Below are 17400 nucleotides of genomic sequence, written 5' to 3'. Positions count from 1 at the left end.
GGCATTGTCAGTAGACCAAACGGTCAGGGTTCGTAGCGAACCACCAAGCCTTGCAGCTCAACCTTAGCCTTAATATCAGCCTTCAGTGCCTGGACGCTGTCCAACTCCGTTTCCGGACCAACCAATACCTGGGTAAAGAGCGTGCCGTCCGACAGGATGACTTCGTTGACGTAGGTCTGGAAACCCTGGTCACGTAGCTGATCCCGCAAGGCAGCCGCTTTAGCGCTGTCGCGGAAGCTGGCCACCTGAACACTCCAGGCCCGTTCGCCTGGAGCGACAGCCACACTGGGTTGTTCGGGTTGGGACGCAGGTTCATCGGCCGGTGCCGTGCTTTGCGGTTCGGCCGGCGCTTCAACGACTGCCGGCTGCTGAGTGTCGACACCAGCAATCGCAGGCGCCGGCGCCTCGTCCGGCAAGGCAGTGACCTCGACGGTCGTATCCGTGACTGGTTCTATTTGCAGATGGGACAGATCAGGACGTTTGGGCTTAGGCGGAATCTGGGTGATTTTTTCCGGCAAACGACCTTCGCCATCGAGCACAACCGGCGCGATCAGAAAGACTAAAGCCAGGATGACCAAACCACCTACCAGGCGTTGCTGAATGCGAACGTCCAAGCCCAACTCCACTAAGGATCAAAAGTGACCAAGGCTTCGAGTGCTTCGGCCACCGTATAAAAGGAACCACAGACCAGAACCGGCCGGCCGGCCGGATCTTCCAGGGCTGCCTCAATTGCGGCAGCGACCGAATGATAGCACTGCCCCACCCCGGCTGTCGCCCGCACCGCCAAGCTCTCGGCCGACAAGCCACGCGGCACTGCCAGACCCGCCAGATACCAGCGGCCGACGATGGGTTCGAGCGCCTCGGACACACTTTCGACGTCTTTGTCCGCCAGCATTCCCAACACCACCGACCAGGATTCGCCGGCCAATTGCCGCGCCAGATAACGCGCTGCGTGCGGGTTATGACCAACATCCAGCACCAGACGCCGACCTTCAACGCTAAGGCTTTGCAACCGGCCGGGTAACACCACGGCATTAATTGCCGCCTCAATCTGGTTCAGTGACAACTCAAAGGGCGACAACGCAAAGGCCTGCAGCGCCGATGCCTGATTGGCACGCGGCACGCTCGCCAACAAACGATTTTCCGGCAGACGACCACCGCGCCACCAGATGCCGGCGTCGTTAGCGCCATGCTCAGTGCCGAACGGATAGAGCCGCGCGCCGACACTCAAGGCGGTTTCCTGCACCGATATCGGCAGTTCGTCCGACCCCAGAACAGCGGGCTGCTCGGCACGGAATACGCCAGACTTTTCACGGCCGATCTGTTCGATGTCATCGCCTAGAAAGGCCTGATGATCACGATCGACGGTGGTCAGAATACTGATATCGGCATCGACCAGATTGACCGCGTCCAAGCGACCGCCCAGACCAATTTCCAACACCCAGACATCCAGATCAGCGGCGTTAAACAATACAAAAGCCGCCAGAGTGGTGAATTCAAAATAGGTCAGGCTGACATCACCACGGGCCGCTTCAACCTGCTCGAACGCCTCGATAAGCTCAGCATCGGCGACGGGATCCTGGTCAATGACCACACGTTCGTTGAAACGGTGCAAATGCGGAGAGGTATAGAGGCCGACGCTCAGATCGGCGGCCAGGGCCAACTGATGCAAGGTCGCACAGGTGGAGCCTTTGCCATTGGTGCCGGCAACGGTAAAAACAAAGGGACGGTGGCGTTCGCCGCTGACCAGCGGCAGGTTCAGCCGGTCTGCGACCTGGCGAACACGGTCCAGACCAAGATCGATGGTCTGGCCGTGCAAATGCTCAAGATAGTCGAGCCAGAGATTGAGGCTGGCTCCCTCAGGCGGCTTTGGCATGGGTCAGCATACGCAACAAACGGGCGATGCGTTCGCGCATTTCGTGACGATGCAGAATCAGGTCGATGGCGCCTTTTTCCATCAGGAATTCAGAACGCTGGAAGCCTTCAGGCAACTGCTCACGAACGGTTTGCTCAATCACACGCGGACCGGCAAAACCGATCAACGCGTTCGGCTCGGCGATATTAACGTCACCCAACAGCGCCAGCGACGCAGAAACGCCACCAAAGCAGGGGTCCAACATCACCGAAACGTAAGGCACACCCGCTTCATGCAGCTTCTCAATAGCAGCAGAGGTTTTCGCCATCTGCATCAAGGAGAACAAAGCTTCCTGCATACGCGCGCCGCCCGAGGTGGCGAAACAGATGAAGGGAATCTTTTCTTCCAGCGCCGCTTTGGCGGCCTGAGCGAATTTCTCGCCAACCACCGAGCCCATGGAACCGCCCATAAAGTTGAAGTCGAAGGCCGCCACAACAATCGGCAGACCTTCGACGGTACCTTTAACGGTAACCAGCGCATCGTTCTCGCCGGTGCTCTTCTGAGCGCCGGCCAGACGATCTTTATAACGCTTGCCGTCTTTGAACTTCAGGCGATCAACCGGTTTAACATCGCTGGCCAGTTCCATTTGACCATTTTCGTCGAGGAACAAGTCGATGCGGCGACGCGCGCTGATGCGCATATGGTGTTCGCACTTGGGACAGACGTCCTGATTGCGTTCCAGTTCGGGCCGGTACAGTACCGCTGCACACTTCGGACACTTCTTCCACAACCCTTCCGGGATGTTGGATTTCGCGTTGGGACCGGATGATGAACGAATCAAAGACGGAACGATTTTGTCCAGCCAGCTACTCATGCTTGCCTCTTCCTCAAATGCTCGATGGCCTCATTATGGGCGATCCATCGCGGAACGCATATCGCCCAGTAACTGAGACACTTGTGAAGAAATTTCATCGGCGCTCTGCGATTGCTGCGCTTCGACGATGCGAACCAGCGCCGAACCGACAATCACACCGCTCGATACCTTAGCCACCCGCGCTGCAATCTCACCATTGCTGATGCCGAAACCGACACAGATTGGCAGATCGGTGTGCTCACGCATCCAGTCGAGCTTCTGTTCCACTTCGTCGACGTTCAGGGTATTGGCGCCGGTGATACCTTTCAGTGAAACATAGTAGATCCAGCCGCTGGCGCGCTCGACGATGGCGTTAAAGCGGTCGTGAGTGGTGGTTGGTGTGACCAGATAAATCAGGTCCAGGCCCGCAGCCTTGGCATAAGGCACCAGGCCATCGCCTTCTTCCGGCGGCATATCGACCATCAACAGACCATCGACGCCGGCTTCAGCGGCGCGACCGACAAAGGTTTCATAGCCCATCCACTCGACCGGGTTGAGGTAGCCCATCAACACCACCGGGGTGTCGGTGTTGGTCTGGCGAAACTCGGCAACAATGTCCAGCGTTTTGCGCAGCGTCATGCCGTTGGCCAGGGCGCGTTCGTTGGCTAACTGAATGGCCGGGCCGTCGGCCATCGGATCGGAAAATGGCATGCCCAATTCAATGATGTCAGCACCGGCAGCAACCAGCGCATGCATCAATGGCAGGGTCACTTCCGGGCGCGGATCGCCAGCAGTAACAAAGGGAATCAGGGCCTTGCGGCCCTCGCTGTTAAGACGATCAAAGGTAGCAGCAATACGACTCATGTCAGTGTCCTCAGATCGTCAGGCCGTCAATGCCGGCCACCGTATGAATGTCTTTGTCACCGCGACCGGACAGGTTAACGATGATGCGTTTACCCTTGCCCAGTTGCGGCGCCAGCTTCTTGGCGTAGGCAACAGCGTGGGATGATTCGAGCGCGGGCATAATGCCTTCGACACGCGTCAGTTCGCGGAACGCCTCGAGCGCTTCGTCGTCGCTGGCTGTCTCGTACTGAGCACGGCCGGAATCTTTCAACCAGGCATGTTCAGGACCTACACCCGGATAATCCAGACCAGCGGAAACCGAGTGCGTGCCGATGATCTGACCATCATCGTCGGCCATGATGTAGGTGCGGTTGCCATGCAGTACACCGGGGCGACCTTTGGTCAAAGGCGCTGCGTGCTCGTTACCGGACAAACCACGACCGCCGGCTTCGACACCATAGATATCGACGCCTTCGTCGTTAAGAAACTCCCAGAACAGACCGATGGCGTTGGAGCCACCGCCGACACAGGCAACCAGGGCATCGGGCAGCGAACCGGTTTGCTCCTGAATCTGGCGACGCGCTTCGCGGCCGATCACCGAATTGAAATCACGCACCAGCGTCGGATAGGGATGCGGGCCGGCGACGGTGCCGATGATGTAGTAAGTATTGTCGACGTTGGTGACCCAGTCGCGCATGGCTTCGTTCATGGCGTCTTTCAGCGTCTGAGTACCGGAGGTGACCGGAACAACCGTCGCACCCAGCATGCGCATCCGATAGACGTTCAGCTTTTGCCGCTCAACGTCCTCGGCGCCCATATAGACGACGCATTCCAAACCCAGACGGGCAGCGACTGTGGCCGTCGCCACGCCATGCTGGCCGGCACCGGTCTCGGCGATAACGCGCGGCTTGCCGCTGTATTTGGCGAGCAGCGCCTGGCCGATGGTGTTATTCACCTTATGCGCGCCGGTGTGATTCAAATCTTCGCGCTTAAGATAGATATCCGCCCCACCCCATTTCTGCGTCAAACGCTCGGCAAAATACAGCGGTGATGGACGACCGACATAATGCGCTAAGTCTTTATCGAACTCGGCGCGGAAGTCGGGGTCGTCCTTCAGCTTGGTGTACATGGCGGACAGTTCGTCCAGGGCGTCCATCAAGGTCTCAGACGCGAAACGGCCACCGAAAGGACCAAAGTGGCCGGTGGCATCCGGGAAGCTGTGAAAATCGGTTGGCTTATCTTGCTGCTTGCTCATGCGATGTCTCTCTGCGAGTCGGCCAGGCGAACCTGACGGACGAATTCAGTCATTTTTTCGGCGGACTTGATGCCTTTGCTGGCTTCGATGCCACCACTGACATCGACACCCAGCGGCTGCACCTGTTGCACCGCCTGCGCCACATTAGCCGGGGTTAAACCACCGGCCAGAATAATACGGCTTCGCCATCGCTCGGGGATCAGATTCCAGTTAAAAGTTTCGCCAGTACCACCCGGTTCGCCGGCTTTATAGGCATCGAGCAATAAGGAGTTAGCAGCGCTGTAGCTTTCCAGATCGGCCGCCAGTTGCTGGGCATCGCGCACCCGCAAGGCTTTCATCCAGGCGCGGCCAAAGGAAGCACAGAAGTCCGGCGTTTCATCGCCGTGGAATTGCAACACATCGAGCGGCACCCGAGCCAGAACGGCTTCGACGTCTTCAACACTGGGGTTCACAAAGAGACCGACGCGGGTGCAGAAGGCTCCGGCAGCAGTGGCCAGTGGCGCGGCTTCGGCGACGGAAACAGCACGCGGACTGGGCGGATAAAACACCAGACCAATGGCGTCCGCACCCAGGCTGTCGGCCAGCTCAACCTCGGCAATCTGTTTCAGGCCACAAAGTTTAATACGGGTGCGCATAGAGAGTTCCGCCTTCAGGACCACCGAGTGTATCAAAGCGCCACAGACGGCCCAAGCTGGATTCGCAGCAATATCGCGCTTAGACAGGATCCAGACCGGGAAACCCATCGAGAAAAGCGGGGCCGGCCTCAGGCCTGGGTAAATCATCGCGATCGTAATTGGCGCGCACGAAATACAAACCCGCACCCGGCGCGGTGACACCACCTTGGTTGCGGTCACGCGTTTCCAGCACCTGCTGCGCCCACTCGACCGGCTTATCGCCACGGCCAATCGCCAACAAGACGCCCATGATATTGCGCACCATATGATGCAAAAAACCGTTGGCCCGAGCCTGCAACACAATCAATCGGCCTTGCTGTACCAGGGTTAATTCACGCACTTCTTTGACCGGAGATTTGGCCTGGCATTCGGATGCCCGAAAGGCCGAAAAGTCGTGTTCGCCGATCAGCAGTTGTGCCGCCTGCTGCATGCGTTCGATGTCTAACGGCTGCCGCTCCCAGGTCATGCCATCGCGCAAAATGCCGCTGGGAATGGGCGCGTTATAGACGACAAAGCGGTAGGCGCGTTCGCGCGCAGCAAAGCGGGCGTGAAAGTGGGTGTCGACAATTTTGGCCCACTGCACGCTGATGTCGCGCGGCAGGCGGGTATTGGTACCGACGGTCCAGCCGTATTCTTTGCGCACGCTGAATGTATCAAAATGAATCACCTGATTACTGGCGTGCACACCGGCATCGGTCCGGCCGGCGACAATTAAGTCGACCGGATGATTGGCGACGCTGGAAATGGCCTCAGTCAGGGCGCCCTGCACTGTCGGCACACCGGTTTTCTGAATCTGCCAGCCGTAATAGTCAGTGCCGCGATACTCCACGCCCATGGCGACACGGTAACGGTGGTCTGTATTCAGAAAGGGAAAAATTTCACTCATCGGAACTCCGGTCCGGCTGGCGAAGAAGCGGCTCACCAATAAAAACGCCGCTCCAGAGAGCGGCGCATTCTAACGGAAACAGACAGTCAGGTTTAGAGTCGCTCGATCAATTCTTGAGCCTGACGTTTTTGCTCGTCGTTACCTTCGGTCAGGACTTCTTCGAGGATGTCACGGGCTCCATCGGCGTCTTCCATTTCCATATAGGCGCGTGCCAGGTCGAGCTTGGTGCTGGCTTCGTCCGCACCGGACAGGAAGTCGTACTCGTCTTCTTCCAGTTCAGCCCCGGCCGGAATAGCGACTTCGTCGTCGTCATCCCAATCTGGTAGTGAAGAGTCCGCTGGGCCGCTGAGGTCAACAGAGTCCAGGTCGAAATCGGTCTCGTCGTCATCCAGCATCGGCGGTTCGCTGCTGTCCAACTCGTCCTGAATCGATTCGGCGTCATCATCCAGGTTGTAGTCAAGATCGTCGTCAACCGATTCCGACTCGGTTGCTGGCGCCGCTGCCGAGTCAGGCGATATCAAGTCATCGTCTTCTTCGGCTTCCAAACCCAGATCGCTCAGTTCGAAATCCAGACCGGTACCGGCTTCTTCTTCCAGCTCGTCGACGCCGTCCAGTTCATCCAGGCCGAGTTCGAAATCGGACGTTTCTTCAGCGTCAAGTTCTGCCTCATCGGCTGAGCGGGTTGGGACAGCATCCAGATCCTCAACCGGCAGATCGGCCGACAGCTCGTTCAGATCGTCGTCATCGTCGGTGTCCGCGACTTGCGGCTCGGACTCCAGCACCTCGAAGTCACTGTCGGTCACCGGTATTTCATCCACTGATTCGGGCGAAATATCAAAGTCATCATCAAAATCGCTGCTGGTCATGCGCTCGCGCATCGACTCGGCCAGCTCGCGTTCATCGGCCGTCAGCGGCAGACGCTCGGACAGATCGTCGAAGGCGTCAATGTCGTCACTGGCGGCGTAAACTTCCAACAGTTTCAGGCCCAGATCGCTACGCTCAGGGGCGTCATATAACCAAGGCTGCAGCACTTCTTCGGCGCGTTCGTAGTTGTGATACGCCATGTACATTTCGGCTTCGCGGATAGCTTCGCTGACGGCGTCTTCGTCATCCCCATCGAGAAGGTCATCACCGTCGTCGAGATCGTCATCCGGGAAGTCGACGCTGTCGTCACCAGAACGACGCACCAGTCCCAGAATAAAAAATGGCAAGGACAACAAGACGGCCGCAGCGACACCGGCAATGATCATATTGCGCTGGCTGTCCATAACCCAGTCGACGGCACTGTCGATAAAGTCGAGGAATTCCTGCCACAGAATGCCGTATTGCTCTTTGATGGTGGCCCAATCCAGCCAGCCGGATTGCTCCTCGTCGGCTTCTGTCTCGGTCTCGGCTTCGTCCAGCTCCGCCAATTCAGATTGCAAGGCCGCGGCATCGCCATCCTGCAGATTCAGCATGCGCTGCATGATGGCCAGTTGCTCTTCCAACTCAGCCAAGCGCGCTTCCATGGCCTGATTTTCGCGCTCGAATTGATCGTTCAATTCACCGGCGATGGCCAGTTCATTTTCCAGACGTTCAACTTCGCTGTCGCTGGAGACGTCGCCACCGGCACTGCTGCCCTCGGTATCGTCTTCGTTGGTGACTTCCAGATAACCATCCGGGTCACGCTCACCTTCACCCTGAGGCAAAGCAGAGCTGGTCGATTCGGTTGCCGACAACTGCACCTGCGCCGGCTGCCGGCCGTTCTCACTCAGACCGATCTGGACGTTCTGCTGGCCAACTTGGTTGATGGCCAATTGCGTCGAGCGAGCCGCAATCTGTGCTTCGTTCGGCAGCGTCAGAACTTCGCCGGCTTTGATGCGGTTGATGTTGTTGTTGATAAAGGCGTTCGGGTTGAGATCCTGAATCGCCAGCATGACCTGCTGCGGCATGTAGCCACTTCCAGCGTCAACATCCAGTGCAATTTCCCAAAGGGTATCGTTGCGCTGAACCTGGTACTGGCGCGGCGCTGGCGCTGTGGTCGGTGCCGCCGGTTGCGGTGCACTGGCTGTTGCTGCAGGTTCAACACTGCGCGGCTGATCTTGCGCCTCGGTATCGAACAGCGGCGGGTCGAGCAGCAGGGTGTATTCCTTGAGCAGGCGACCGCCCGGCCAATTCACTTCAACCAGAAAATTTAGAAAGGGTTCGCGTACCGCCTGAGTGGTACTCAGCTGGATAACCAGGCCACCATCGGCAGCAGGCTGTACATCAAAACGAATATTGGACAGAAAGAAATCGCGCTCAACACCGGCTTGCTCAAAGGCAAGTCGGCTGGCCAGAGTCGGAAGGATTTCGTTGGCACTGAGATCGCTCGGTTCGAGCAACTCGATACGGGCATCCAGCGGTTCGTTCAGATTGGAGTTCAGTTCAATGTCACCCAATCCTAAAGCCTGGGCGCCACCCACCAAAGCCAGCGCTGCCACAAACGCGAGCGCCTGTTTCTTGAACATCATCCTTCCTCTATCCCTTAGCCCTGAAATCAATGCTCGACCGGTACCGATTATTTGAACAAGTCTGGGCTCAAAGAGTCATCGGGTACTTAAATCGACAACGGGATTTTTGCGATTCGATTATCGCAATTGAATCCGTATTTAGAACGCGTCTAAAACCGCGCCAAGTATTATGGATAAACGACTTTTTCGCAACAGACGCCCCGGCTGGCGCGGGTTGCGGCGCGGTTTTATCGATCGACGTAAAAAGGGCGACCGCCGTGGTCGCCCTCTTCTTCTTAAAATGATTAATTTATAAATAAAATCAATCAGTTAGCAATCACAGCCGGCCATTAAGAATGGCCAGTACGCGACGCAATGGCTCGGCTGCACCCCAGAGTAGCTGATCGCCAACGGTAAAGGCATTGAGGTATTCACCACCCATGGCCATTTTACGCAGTCGACCGACTGGAACATTCATGGTGCCGGTGACTTTGGCCGGGGTCAGTTCCGCCATACTCAACTCGCGTTCGTTGGGAATGACTTTAACCCAGTCGTTGGAGCTGGCGATGATGGATTCGATTTCATCAAGTGGCACATCACGATTCAGCTTAATGGTCATCGCCTGACTGTGTGAACGCATCGAGCCGACGCGTACGCAGGTGCCATCGATGGGGACCGGGTTGTCGCCACGACCGAGAATCTTGTTGGCCTCGACCTGCGCCTTCCACTCTTCTTTGCTCTGACCCGACGGCAGCGCCTTATCGATCCACGGAATCAGGCTGCCGGCCAAAGGCGCACCAAACTGTTCCGACGGATAAGCATCGCTGCGAATAAAGTCGGCAACGGTGCGGTCGAGTTCCAGAATCGCCGAGGCCGGGTCATCCAGGTACTGACTGGCAACACCGTGCACCGCGCCCATCTGCGACAGCAGTTCGCGCATATGACGAGCACCGGAACCGGACGCTGCCTGATAGGTGTGCGGTGAGGCCCACTCGACCAGGTTTTCACGGAACAGACCACCGAGACCCATCAGCATCAGGCTGACGGTGCAGTTACCGCCAACAAAGGTTTTAACGCCGCCGTCGATGCCTTTGTCGATGACATTACGGTTGACCGGGTCGAGCACGATGATGGAATCATCGGCCATGCGCAGCGTGGAAGCGGCATCGATCCAGTAGCCGTTCCAGCCGGTATCGCGCAGCGGCTGATAGACGGCTTCGGTGTAGTCGCCGCCCTGGCAGGTAACGATGGCATCACAGGATGCCAGCGCTTCAAGATTGTTGGCGTCCTGCAATTCGGACCGGCCTTGGCCTACGTCCGGAGCCGCTTGTCCGGCCTGGCTGGTGCTGAAAAAAACCGGTTCGATGCCGTTGAAATCACCCTCGTCCTGCATGCGTTGCATCAGCACGGAGCCAACCATTCCTCGCCATCCGACGATACCGACTTTCATATTCACCTCTTCTTATGTTGTCAGTCGCCCCGTCTTGCTGCGGGGCACTGGCGTTCGTTGCGGGTCTGCGCTTTGGCAGTACCCGTGGCCCGGCTCATCCGGGCCTTGGCCGTGTTAGAGCGCGGCGACGACAGCGTCGCCCATCGCTTGAGTAGAAACAGAGTTTTCGGACTCGCCAGCAATATCGGCGGTGCGCAAACCCTGATCCAGTACCCGGCTGACCGCCGCTTCAATACGCTCGGCCGCAGCCGGCGCATTGAGCGAATAGCGCAGCATCATGGCGACCGACAAAATGGTCGCCAGCGGATTCGCCTTGCCGGTGCCGGCGATATCCGGCGCGCTGCCATGAATCGGCTCGTACATGCCTTGGCCGGCTTCGTTCAGTGAAGCCGACGGCAGCATGCCGATGGAACCGGTCAGCATGGCGGCGCAGTCAGACAGGATATCGCCGAACATATTGCCGGTGACCATCACATCGAACTGCTTGGGCGCCCGCACCAACTGCATGGCGGCGTTGTCGACGTACATATGTGACAACTCTACGTCCGGGTACTCCTTGGCCAGATCGTTCATGATATTGCGCCACAGCACAGTCACTTCAAGGACGTTGGCCTTGTCGACCGAGCACAGCCGCTTGTCGCGCTTGCGTGCGGCTTCAAACGCAACACGGCCGATGCGGCGAATTTCCGATTCGGCGTAGCGGTAGGTGTTGAAGCCTTCGCGTTCGCCATTGGCGTTGATGTGCTCGCCACGCGGCTCGCCGAAATAGATGCCACCGGTCAGTTCACGCACGATCAACAGATCCAGACCGGACACCACCTCTGGCTTCAGCGTCGAAGCGCTGGCCAGTTGCGGATACAAAATCGCCGGACGCAGGTTACCGAACAGACCCAGTTCGGAACGCAAACCCAGCAAACCTTTTTCCGGTCGCTTGGCCATTTCCAGGCCATCCCATTTCGGGCCGCCCACCGCGCCGAGCAGTACTGCATCGGCGGCTTTCGCCTTACTCAGCGTGTCTTCCGGCAGCGGGCCACCGGTGGCGTCGATGGCGCTGCCGCCGACCAGGGCGTGGTCCAGCTCGAGGCTTAGACCTTCTTTGTCGGCGACGGTGGTCAATACGCGCTCGGCCTGTTCGATGATTTCCGGGCCGATGCCGTCGCCCGGCAGGATCAATACATTCTGTGCAGTCATCTTGCTCTCTCTAATGCTGATAAAACCGACTTAGCGGATTTGCCCGAATACCCAGGGCGCTTCATTGGCACGGCGTTGTTCGTAAGCGCGAATAGCGTCGGCGTCTTCGAGCGTCAGGCCGATGTCGTCCAGGCCGTTGAGCAGGCAATGCTTACGGAAGCCGTCGACCTCAAAGCTGAAGCTGTCGCCGTCCGGCGTGATGACCGTCTGGGCTTCCAGATCGATGGTCAGACGATAGCCTTCGTTGGCGTCCAGCTCTTTGAACAGACGATCGACGATGGTTTCATCAAGCACGATCGGCAGTACGCCATTCTTAAAGCAGTTGTTATAGAAGATATCGGCGAAGCTCGGCGCAATAACCGCACGGAAGCCGAAGTCTTCCAACGCCCAGGGCGCGTGTTCGCGGCTGGAACCACAACCGAAGTTGCGGCGCGCCAACAGCACTTCAGCACCCTGATAGCGCGGCTGGTTCAGCGCAAAGTCCGGGTTCAGCGGGCGCTTGGAATTATCCATGCCCGGCTGACCTTCATCGAGATAACGCAATGCATCAAACAAGTTAGGGCCGAAGCCGGAGCGCTTGATCGATTTCAGAAACTGCTTGGGAATGATCAAGTCTGTATCGACGTTGGCGCGGTCCATCGGTGCGACCAACCCATCTAAACGAGTAAAGGCTTTCATGCGGCTTGACCCTCCTGCCAGGTGCGAATATCGACAAAGTGACCGGCGATGGCAGCGGCAGCCGCCATGGCCGGACTGACCAGATGAGTACGTCCACCAAAGCCCTGACGACCTTCAAAGTTGCGGTTTGAGGTCGAGGCGCAGTGTTCGCCCTGGCCCAATTTGTCGGCATTCATGGCCAGACACATCGAACAACCCGGTTCGCGCCATTCGAAACCGGCTGCTTTAAAGATGGTGTGCAAACCTTCGGCTTCGGCCTGACGTTTCACCAATCCAGAACCCGGCACCACCATCGCCTGCTTCAGGCTGGACGATACCTTTTTGCCTTTAACAACCGCCGCCGCAGCGCGCAAATCTTCGATGCGCGAGTTGGTGCAGGAACCGATAAAAACGCGGTCGAGTTTGATGCTTTCAATCGGCTGATCAGCTTCCAGCCCCATATATTCCAGTGCGCGCTCGATGCCTTTACGACTGGCTTCGTCGCTCTGCTGTGCCGGGTTGGGCACCTTGTCATTAATGCCGACAACCATTTCCGGAGAAGTGCCCCAGGACACCTGCGGCTCAATGTCGGAGGCTTTGAGTTCGATATCGGCGTCGAACACCGCATCGTCGTCGCTGACCAGATCACGCCAGGACGCCACCGCCTGATCCCAAAGTTCTCCCTTGGGCGCAAACGGCCGGTCGTAGAAGTAATCGATGGTGGTGTCATCGACTGCCACCATGCCCGCGCGGGCACCAGCTTCGATGGCCATATTGCAGATGGTCATACGACCTTCCATCGACAGTTTACGAATAGCGCTACCTCCGAATTCGATGGCATAACCGGTGCCACCGGCGGTGCCGATCTGACCGATGATGTAGAGCACCACATCTTTAGCGGTAACGCCCTCACCTAATTCGCCTTCGACGCGGATGCGCATGTTTTTCATCTTGCGCTGAATCAGACACTGAGTTGCCAGGACGTGCTCGACTTCTGAAGTACCAATGCCGAACGCCAGCGAACCCATGGCGCCGTGAGTGGAGGTGTGCGAATCGCCGCAGACGATAGTCATGCCCGGCAAGGTCGCGCCCTGCTCCGGCCCGACCACATGAACGATGCCTTGCTCGACATCGTTCATGCTGAATTCACGAACGCCGAAATCGGTGCAGTTGGTGTCGAGCGTCTGCACCTGAATGCGGGAAATCTCGTCTTTGATACCAGCCACGCCTTCGGAACGCTCACCGGCTTCGGTGGAGACGTTGTGATCCGGCGTCGCCAGGTTGGTGTCCAGGCGCCAGGGTTTCCGGCCCGCCAGACGCAAGCCTTCAAACGCTTGTGGCGAGGTGACTTCGTGCAGCAATTGACGGTCGATGTAGATCAAAGCGGTGCCGTCGTCGCGCTGGGAGACGAGGTGGGCATCCCAGAGTTTGTCGTAAAGCGTTTTACCGGCCATGGGGAATCCTCTTATCGCACGGTGAATGGCTTGCAGACCACGATGGGCGGAGCGGCAACAAGCCTTGAAACCATGAAACGCATTTTATTTGGACAGCCGGATAATACAAATTTATTATTTTTATGTTTTCAATTCCAAATTGGAATACATCACGCCATCAACGGACGTTAAACATGGATCATCAAAGCCTGGAAGCCTTTCTCGCCGTCGCCGAAAACGGCTCCTTCAGCCGTGCCGCCGAGCAGCTGTTTCTCACCCAGCCGGCGGTATCCAAGCGCATTGCCAATCTGGAAAGCAGCCTGGACACCCGGCTGTTCGACCGCATCGGCCGGGAGGTCTATCTGACTGAGAGCGGACGGCTCTTGGTGGAGCGTGCGGAACGGATTCTCGAAGATATCCGCGATGCGCGCCAGGCGATTCATCAGTCCAGCGGCGGCCAGGTGGGTCAGGTGGCGATTGCCTCCAGCCACCATATTGGCCTGCATTACCTGGGACCGATTCTGCGCACCCTGGTCGAACGCCACCCGCAGGCACAGCTCGACTTGCGGTTTCTGGAGTCGGAACAAACCATTCAGGCGATTCTCAAGCGCGATCTGGAACTGGCCTTTATCACCCTGCCCACCACCTTGCCGCGCGATCTGATTCAGGAACGACTGTGGACTGACGAACTGCGTTTCGTGGTTGCGCATGATCATCCGCTGGCCGCCAAACGCGGCGCGATTCGGTTGAATGAACTGGTGCACTTTCGCGCTATTTTGCCGGAAGAAGCGACCACCACCTTCCGGCTGATTCAAACCGCTTTTGAACGTCATCATTTGCCATTAAAGCGGCGTCTGGCGGTGAACTATCTGGAAACCATCGGCGCCTTGGTGAGCAGTGGTTTGGGCTGGAGTCTGTTGCCGGATCGATTGATCAACGAGTCGATGACGATATTGAAGGTGGAACAGGTCAGCCTGGTGCGGCACTTAGGTGTGATTCGCCACAGCCGGCGCACGCCCAGTCAGGGCGCGCTGGAACTGCTAACCATAGCGCGCGAAATGGCCTCAGGGAGTTGAACGGAAGCGATCCGAGCGCAGCCACAACCAGGCAACAGCCAAGGCTATCCAGCCGGCCAGCAAACCCCAGGCATGGGACTCCACCGCTATGTTGGCCGATATCCACTGACCGACCAGCTCACTGCCGTGATCGCCCGGCAGGTTTTCCTGCACCACCTTGGCAGTCAGCACCAGGGCCACCAGCCACCGCAACCAAGCTTGATAGTAAGGTGAGCAAAGCACCGCCCACACCAGCCAGCCATAGAGCAAACCCGACAGGCCGGCGTATTGCCGATAATCGCTGAACACCAGCATGACACTGGCAAACAACCAGACCCAGATAAAGGCCAGCACGTCGGCCCTGCTCGTCCGCGGTGGCATCACCAACGCCAGCAAGATCAACCCCCACTGATTCACCAGCCAATGCATCAGATTCAACTGCGCCATCCAGGCGCTCAGCGGTCGCCAAAGTTGACCTTCTAACCAGGGCGCACGACGAAATTCCAGCCAGTCATTGATCGGCGCCAGCGCACCGACCAGCGTCAGTAACGACAAACTCAGCAACAGCAACCAAAGCGGACGGGAGCGAAAGGCAGCAGGGATCACGATTTTCTCGACAACAACAACCAGCGCCCATCTTAGAGGTTTTGCCGGACGACGCGAACCAGTACACTGCGCGCCCTTCCCTTTACTGCACAGGACGCGAGCGCATGTGGTTTAAAAATCTTCGATTGTATCGGCTGACCGACAACTGGACCGCCAACGAAGATCAACTCAACGAGGCCCTCGCTCACCTTCCGTTCACGGGTCTCAGTGCCTTGCAGGAAAGCAGCTTCGGCTGGGTACCGCCCTTTGGCGACAGCACGATGTTGTGCGAAAACGTTGGTGGTCGATTGTTTATGGCGGCCCAGATTCAGGAAAAACTGTTGCCGTCGAGCGTGCTCAAAGAACATCTGGATGAGAAGGTGCTGGCGGTGGAAGAAGCCGAAGGTCGCCGCCCGGGCCGCAAGGAAAAAGAAGCGTTAAAAGAAGCCATCCGCGCTGAACTGCTGCCACGTGCCTTCCACAAAACCCGCCGCGTCAGTCTGTGGATTGATCCGTCACGTCAGTGGCTGGTATTGAACGCCGCCAGCGAAAAAACCGCCGACGAAGTCACTGCTCAGTTACGCGATGCGGTGGGTAGTCTGCCCATCGTGCCACTGGGTAAATTGATTGCCGGTGGCGATTTACTGACCGCCTGGTACCACGACCCTGAACGTCGCCCGGAAGGCACAGAATTATCGGCCGATCTGGAACTGGTGATGGCGCAGGACCCGACGGTGAAAGCGCGCTATCGCAACTTGGACCTGGACGCGCCGGAAATCCGCCATTCACTGGAAAGTGGCATGCGCATTCGTCAGTTAGGGATTGTTATCAACGATCAATGCCAGGCAGTGATCGACGATGCCTTTGCGATAAAGCGACTGAAATACAGCGATACTTTGGTAGAAACCAACGGCGATTCCGACGATCCGCGCACCGATACACTGCTGATGTCCGATACGCTGACCACCTGGCTCACGGCACTGGAACCGCAGATCGCCGAACCCGGCGTCTGATTCCAACGCTCCTTATTGAGTGGCTAAACCAATATGGCGCAGCCGCTCAAAACAGGCTTTTAATTCCGCCTCGTATTCCTGCTCAATGGCTTCACGCGCTTGGTCCTGGCGCTTGCGTTCTTCACGCGACAAAGCTTTGCGCGCGCCATGGGTATCGAAGTGCTGCACCCGCTCGAAAACGGTTTCCAACACCTGGTAAGGCTGACGTTCGCTTTCAGGTAAGCTCAAAGCATCCACCAATACCTTGCAGCGAATGGTCGCTTCAGACAGGTTGAGGTTTTCGTCAATCACATTGGCCGAGAGAATGCGCAGGCTGTCGAGCACATAAGCCGTACGTTCGGCATCGCGTTCCTGCGCCGCTGCCTGCTGCTCTTCCTGGTGGCGCTGTTGCTGTCGAACCTGAGCTTGCAAGCGCCAGGCGATCACGGCCAATACCGCAATAATAATGACCGCCGCTACGGCCAACACACTGAGCATTAGATTATTCATAGGATTCCTGTTCGTCGTCGCTGGGCACTGCATTGGGGTCGACCAGTTTGGGGTCGAGCAGCGTCAGATACTCTTCGTTGGCATCCCAGTAAAGCACCAGACGGCCATCACTGAGTGCCTGCCGAGCGCGCTTGATTGCCGATTCAAGCAAACCCTCTTCCATGCCCCAATCTTCACCCTGACGCATCAACCATTCGCGGATCACCTGCTCCAGAGTCTCGCTTTCCAAACGCTCAAACGGGATGATCATGAAGGTTTCTGTCCAATGGCCAGGGCATGTTCCCACTCACAGTGCACACTGAATTCATCGCTGGGCGCGTGGTAGGCACCCGGGCTGTCCCACTGGAAGGTATGGCTGCCCGACAGCCCGGTTTCAAGGTGTACCGTCGCTGACAGCCAATACATCCGCGCTAACAGGGCTTCGAATTTAGCGAGCCATTGCTCCCAGTGATATTCAACAGCGTGGTAGGAACCGGCAAAATGGATCACCTGAGTACGATAGGTGCCCTGCTCCAGCTCTTCGACCGGAATGGCGAACATACTGGTGGTCAGATGCGGAAAATCATCGACATCGCCCAGGTTGAGAATGGCTTCGCTGTTAACCCTGCGGCTGCGCAACAAAAATTCGCTGCCTTCGCTCGCCACATCACGAATCACACCGTATACGATGCTCTCCTGTTCCAGCATGAG

18 protein-coding genes are annotated in these 17400 nt (G+C 57.6%); 2 read left to right on the top strand and 16 right to left on the bottom strand.

Annotation, left to right across the window (positions count from 1 at the left end; genetic code table 11):
• Positions 1 to 23 precede the first annotated feature (23 nt).
• The 12 genes from ABMA60_RS06920 to leuC all read right to left on the bottom strand — a co-directional run bounded on the left by ABMA60_RS06920 (position 24) and on the right by leuC (position 13589).
• On the bottom strand, positions 24 to 614 hold the full coding sequence (locus ABMA60_RS06920; RefSeq protein ID WP_392800673.1) for an SPOR domain-containing protein: 591 nt from the start codon (positions 612 to 614) through the stop codon (positions 24 to 26).
• An 11-nt stretch (positions 615 to 625) separates the two neighbouring features.
• Complete coding sequence (folC, locus tag ABMA60_RS06915) at positions 626 to 1876, bottom strand: bifunctional tetrahydrofolate synthase/dihydrofolate synthase (protein WP_392800670.1); 1251 nt, start codon at positions 1874 to 1876, stop codon at positions 626 to 628.
• Positions 1860 to 2729 carry an acetyl-CoA carboxylase, carboxyltransferase subunit beta gene (gene accD, locus ABMA60_RS06910; protein WP_392800667.1) on the bottom strand — a complete coding sequence of 290 codons (870 nt, stop codon included), beginning with the start codon at positions 2727 to 2729 and terminating at the stop codon, positions 1860 to 1862. The genes folC and accD overlap by 17 nt, the downstream gene beginning before the upstream one ends.
• Before the next feature lie 33 nt (positions 2730 to 2762).
• A complete protein-coding gene (gene trpA / locus ABMA60_RS06905) occupies positions 2763 to 3572 on the bottom strand; it encodes a tryptophan synthase subunit alpha (RefSeq protein ID WP_392800664.1) in 810 nt (269 codons plus the stop codon).
• A gap of 10 nt (positions 3573 to 3582) precedes the next feature.
• On the bottom strand, positions 3583 to 4806 hold the full coding sequence (trpB, locus tag ABMA60_RS06900) for a tryptophan synthase subunit beta (RefSeq protein ID WP_392800662.1): 1224 nt from the start codon (positions 4804 to 4806) through the stop codon (positions 3583 to 3585).
• On the bottom strand, positions 4803 to 5465 hold the full coding sequence (locus ABMA60_RS06895; RefSeq protein ID WP_392800659.1) for a phosphoribosylanthranilate isomerase: 663 nt from the start codon (positions 5463 to 5465) through the stop codon (positions 4803 to 4805). Before ABMA60_RS06895 ends, trpB begins: the two co-directional genes overlap by 4 nt.
• Before the next feature lie 55 nt (positions 5466 to 5520).
• Positions 5521 to 6366, bottom strand: coding sequence for a tRNA pseudouridine(38-40) synthase TruA (truA, locus tag ABMA60_RS06890; RefSeq protein WP_392800656.1), 846 nt, complete (start codon positions 6364 to 6366; stop codon positions 5521 to 5523).
• A gap of 92 nt (positions 6367 to 6458) precedes the next feature.
• Positions 6459 to 8855: a FimV/HubP family polar landmark protein gene (locus ABMA60_RS06885; protein ID WP_392800653.1), complete on the bottom strand. Its 2397-nt coding sequence runs from the start codon at positions 8853 to 8855 to the stop codon at positions 6459 to 6461.
• 319 nt (positions 8856 to 9174) lie between these two features.
• Positions 9175 to 10287 carry an aspartate-semialdehyde dehydrogenase gene (gene asd / locus ABMA60_RS06880; RefSeq protein WP_392800651.1) on the bottom strand — a complete coding sequence of 371 codons (1113 nt, stop codon included), beginning with the start codon at positions 10285 to 10287 and terminating at the stop codon, positions 9175 to 9177.
• Between the two features lie 114 nt (positions 10288 to 10401).
• Positions 10402 to 11478: a 3-isopropylmalate dehydrogenase gene (leuB, locus tag ABMA60_RS06875; RefSeq protein WP_392800649.1), complete on the bottom strand. Its 1077-nt coding sequence runs from the start codon at positions 11476 to 11478 to the stop codon at positions 10402 to 10404.
• 30 nt (positions 11479 to 11508) lie between these two features.
• A complete protein-coding gene (gene leuD / locus ABMA60_RS06870; RefSeq protein ID WP_392800646.1) occupies positions 11509 to 12156 on the bottom strand; it encodes a 3-isopropylmalate dehydratase small subunit in 648 nt (215 codons plus the stop codon).
• Positions 12153 to 13589 (bottom strand): 3-isopropylmalate dehydratase large subunit, encoded by a 1437-nt coding sequence (leuC, locus tag ABMA60_RS06865; RefSeq protein ID WP_392800644.1) that lies wholly within the window; start codon positions 13587 to 13589, stop codon positions 12153 to 12155. The genes leuD and leuC overlap by 4 nt, the downstream gene beginning before the upstream one ends.
• Positions 13590 to 13762: 173 nt before the next feature.
• On the opposite strand from leuC, the gene ABMA60_RS06860 reads away from it, so the two are divergent.
• Complete coding sequence (locus tag ABMA60_RS06860) at positions 13763 to 14644, top strand: LysR family transcriptional regulator (RefSeq protein ID WP_392800642.1); 882 nt, start codon at positions 13763 to 13765, stop codon at positions 14642 to 14644.
• Here the strand turns inward: ABMA60_RS06860 and rrtA are convergent.
• Entirely contained in the window at positions 14633 to 15229 is a 597-nt protein-coding gene (gene rrtA / locus ABMA60_RS06855; RefSeq protein WP_392800639.1) for a rhombosortase, read from the bottom strand. The two genes, ABMA60_RS06860 and rrtA, sit on opposite strands and share 12 nt — an antisense overlap.
• A gap of 104 nt (positions 15230 to 15333) precedes the next feature.
• Here rrtA and ABMA60_RS06850 point away from each other — a divergent pair, with 104 nt between their 5' ends.
• Entirely contained in the window at positions 15334 to 16221 is an 888-nt protein-coding gene (locus ABMA60_RS06850; protein ID WP_392800635.1) for a recombination-associated protein RdgC, read from the top strand.
• A gap of 12 nt (positions 16222 to 16233) precedes the next feature.
• Here ABMA60_RS06850 and ABMA60_RS06845 read toward each other — a convergent pair whose 3' ends face one another.
• From ABMA60_RS06845 to ABMA60_RS06835, 3 genes are read right to left on the bottom strand one after another with little or no spacing between them, the layout of a single operon-like run.
• Entirely contained in the window at positions 16234 to 16710 is a 477-nt protein-coding gene (locus tag ABMA60_RS06845; RefSeq protein WP_392800633.1) for a DUF2489 domain-containing protein, read from the bottom strand.
• Positions 16703 to 16960: a YheU family protein gene (locus tag ABMA60_RS06840; protein ID WP_392800630.1), complete on the bottom strand. Its 258-nt coding sequence runs from the start codon at positions 16958 to 16960 to the stop codon at positions 16703 to 16705. Before ABMA60_RS06840 ends, ABMA60_RS06845 begins: the two co-directional genes overlap by 8 nt.
• Positions 16957 to 17397, bottom strand: coding sequence for a hypothetical protein (locus ABMA60_RS06835; RefSeq protein WP_392800627.1), 441 nt, complete (start codon positions 17395 to 17397; stop codon positions 16957 to 16959). The genes ABMA60_RS06840 and ABMA60_RS06835 overlap by 4 nt, the downstream gene beginning before the upstream one ends.
• Between the last annotated feature and the right edge of the window lie 3 nt (positions 17398 to 17400).

The organism is Saccharospirillum sp. HFRX-2, from assembly GCF_043196805.1.
In the GTDB taxonomy this organism is placed as follows: domain Bacteria; phylum Pseudomonadota; class Gammaproteobacteria; order Pseudomonadales; family Natronospirillaceae; genus Saccharospirillum.
This window is presented reverse-complemented; position numbering and strand designations above follow the sequence as displayed.

Excerpts from the sequence above, each read along its gene's own strand:
- ABMA60_RS06840 (WP_392800630.1), bottom strand. The coding sequence starts at position 16,960 with ATGATCATCCCGTTTGAGCGTTTGGAAAGCGAGACTCTGGAGCAGGTG.
- trpA (WP_392800664.1), bottom strand. The coding sequence starts at position 3,572 with ATGAGTCGTATTGCTGCTACCTTTGATCGTCTTAACAGCGAGGGCCGC.
- ABMA60_RS06885 (WP_392800653.1), bottom strand. The coding sequence starts at position 8,855 with ATGTTCAAGAAACAGGCGCTCGCGTTTGTGGCAGCGCTGGCTTTGGTG.
- asd (WP_392800651.1), bottom strand. The coding sequence starts at position 10,287 with ATGAAAGTCGGTATCGTCGGATGGCGAGGAATGGTTGGCTCCGTGCTG.
- trpB (WP_392800662.1), bottom strand. The coding sequence starts at position 4,806 with ATGAGCAAGCAGCAAGATAAGCCAACCGATTTTCACAGCTTCCCGGAT.
- ABMA60_RS06850 (WP_392800635.1), top strand. The coding sequence starts at position 15,334 with ATGTGGTTTAAAAATCTTCGATTGTATCGGCTGACCGACAACTGGACC.
- ABMA60_RS06845 (WP_392800633.1), bottom strand. The coding sequence starts at position 16,710 with ATGAATAATCTAATGCTCAGTGTGTTGGCCGTAGCGGCGGTCATTATT.
- leuD (WP_392800646.1), bottom strand. The coding sequence starts at position 12,156 with ATGAAAGCCTTTACTCGTTTAGATGGGTTGGTCGCACCGATGGACCGC.
- ABMA60_RS06860 (WP_392800642.1), top strand. The coding sequence starts at position 13,763 with ATGGATCATCAAAGCCTGGAAGCCTTTCTCGCCGTCGCCGAAAACGGC.
- accD (WP_392800667.1), bottom strand. The coding sequence starts at position 2,729 with ATGAGTAGCTGGCTGGACAAAATCGTTCCGTCTTTGATTCGTTCATCA.
- folC (WP_392800670.1), bottom strand. The coding sequence starts at position 1,876 with ATGCCAAAGCCGCCTGAGGGAGCCAGCCTCAATCTCTGGCTCGACTAT.
- truA (WP_392800656.1), bottom strand. The coding sequence starts at position 6,366 with ATGAGTGAAATTTTTCCCTTTCTGAATACAGACCACCGTTACCGTGTC.
- ABMA60_RS06835 (WP_392800627.1), bottom strand. The coding sequence starts at position 17,397 with ATGCTGGAACAGGAGAGCATCGTATACGGTGTGATTCGTGATGTGGCG.
- leuC (WP_392800644.1), bottom strand. The coding sequence starts at position 13,589 with ATGGCCGGTAAAACGCTTTACGACAAACTCTGGGATGCCCACCTCGTC.
- leuB (WP_392800649.1), bottom strand. The coding sequence starts at position 11,478 with ATGACTGCACAGAATGTATTGATCCTGCCGGGCGACGGCATCGGCCCG.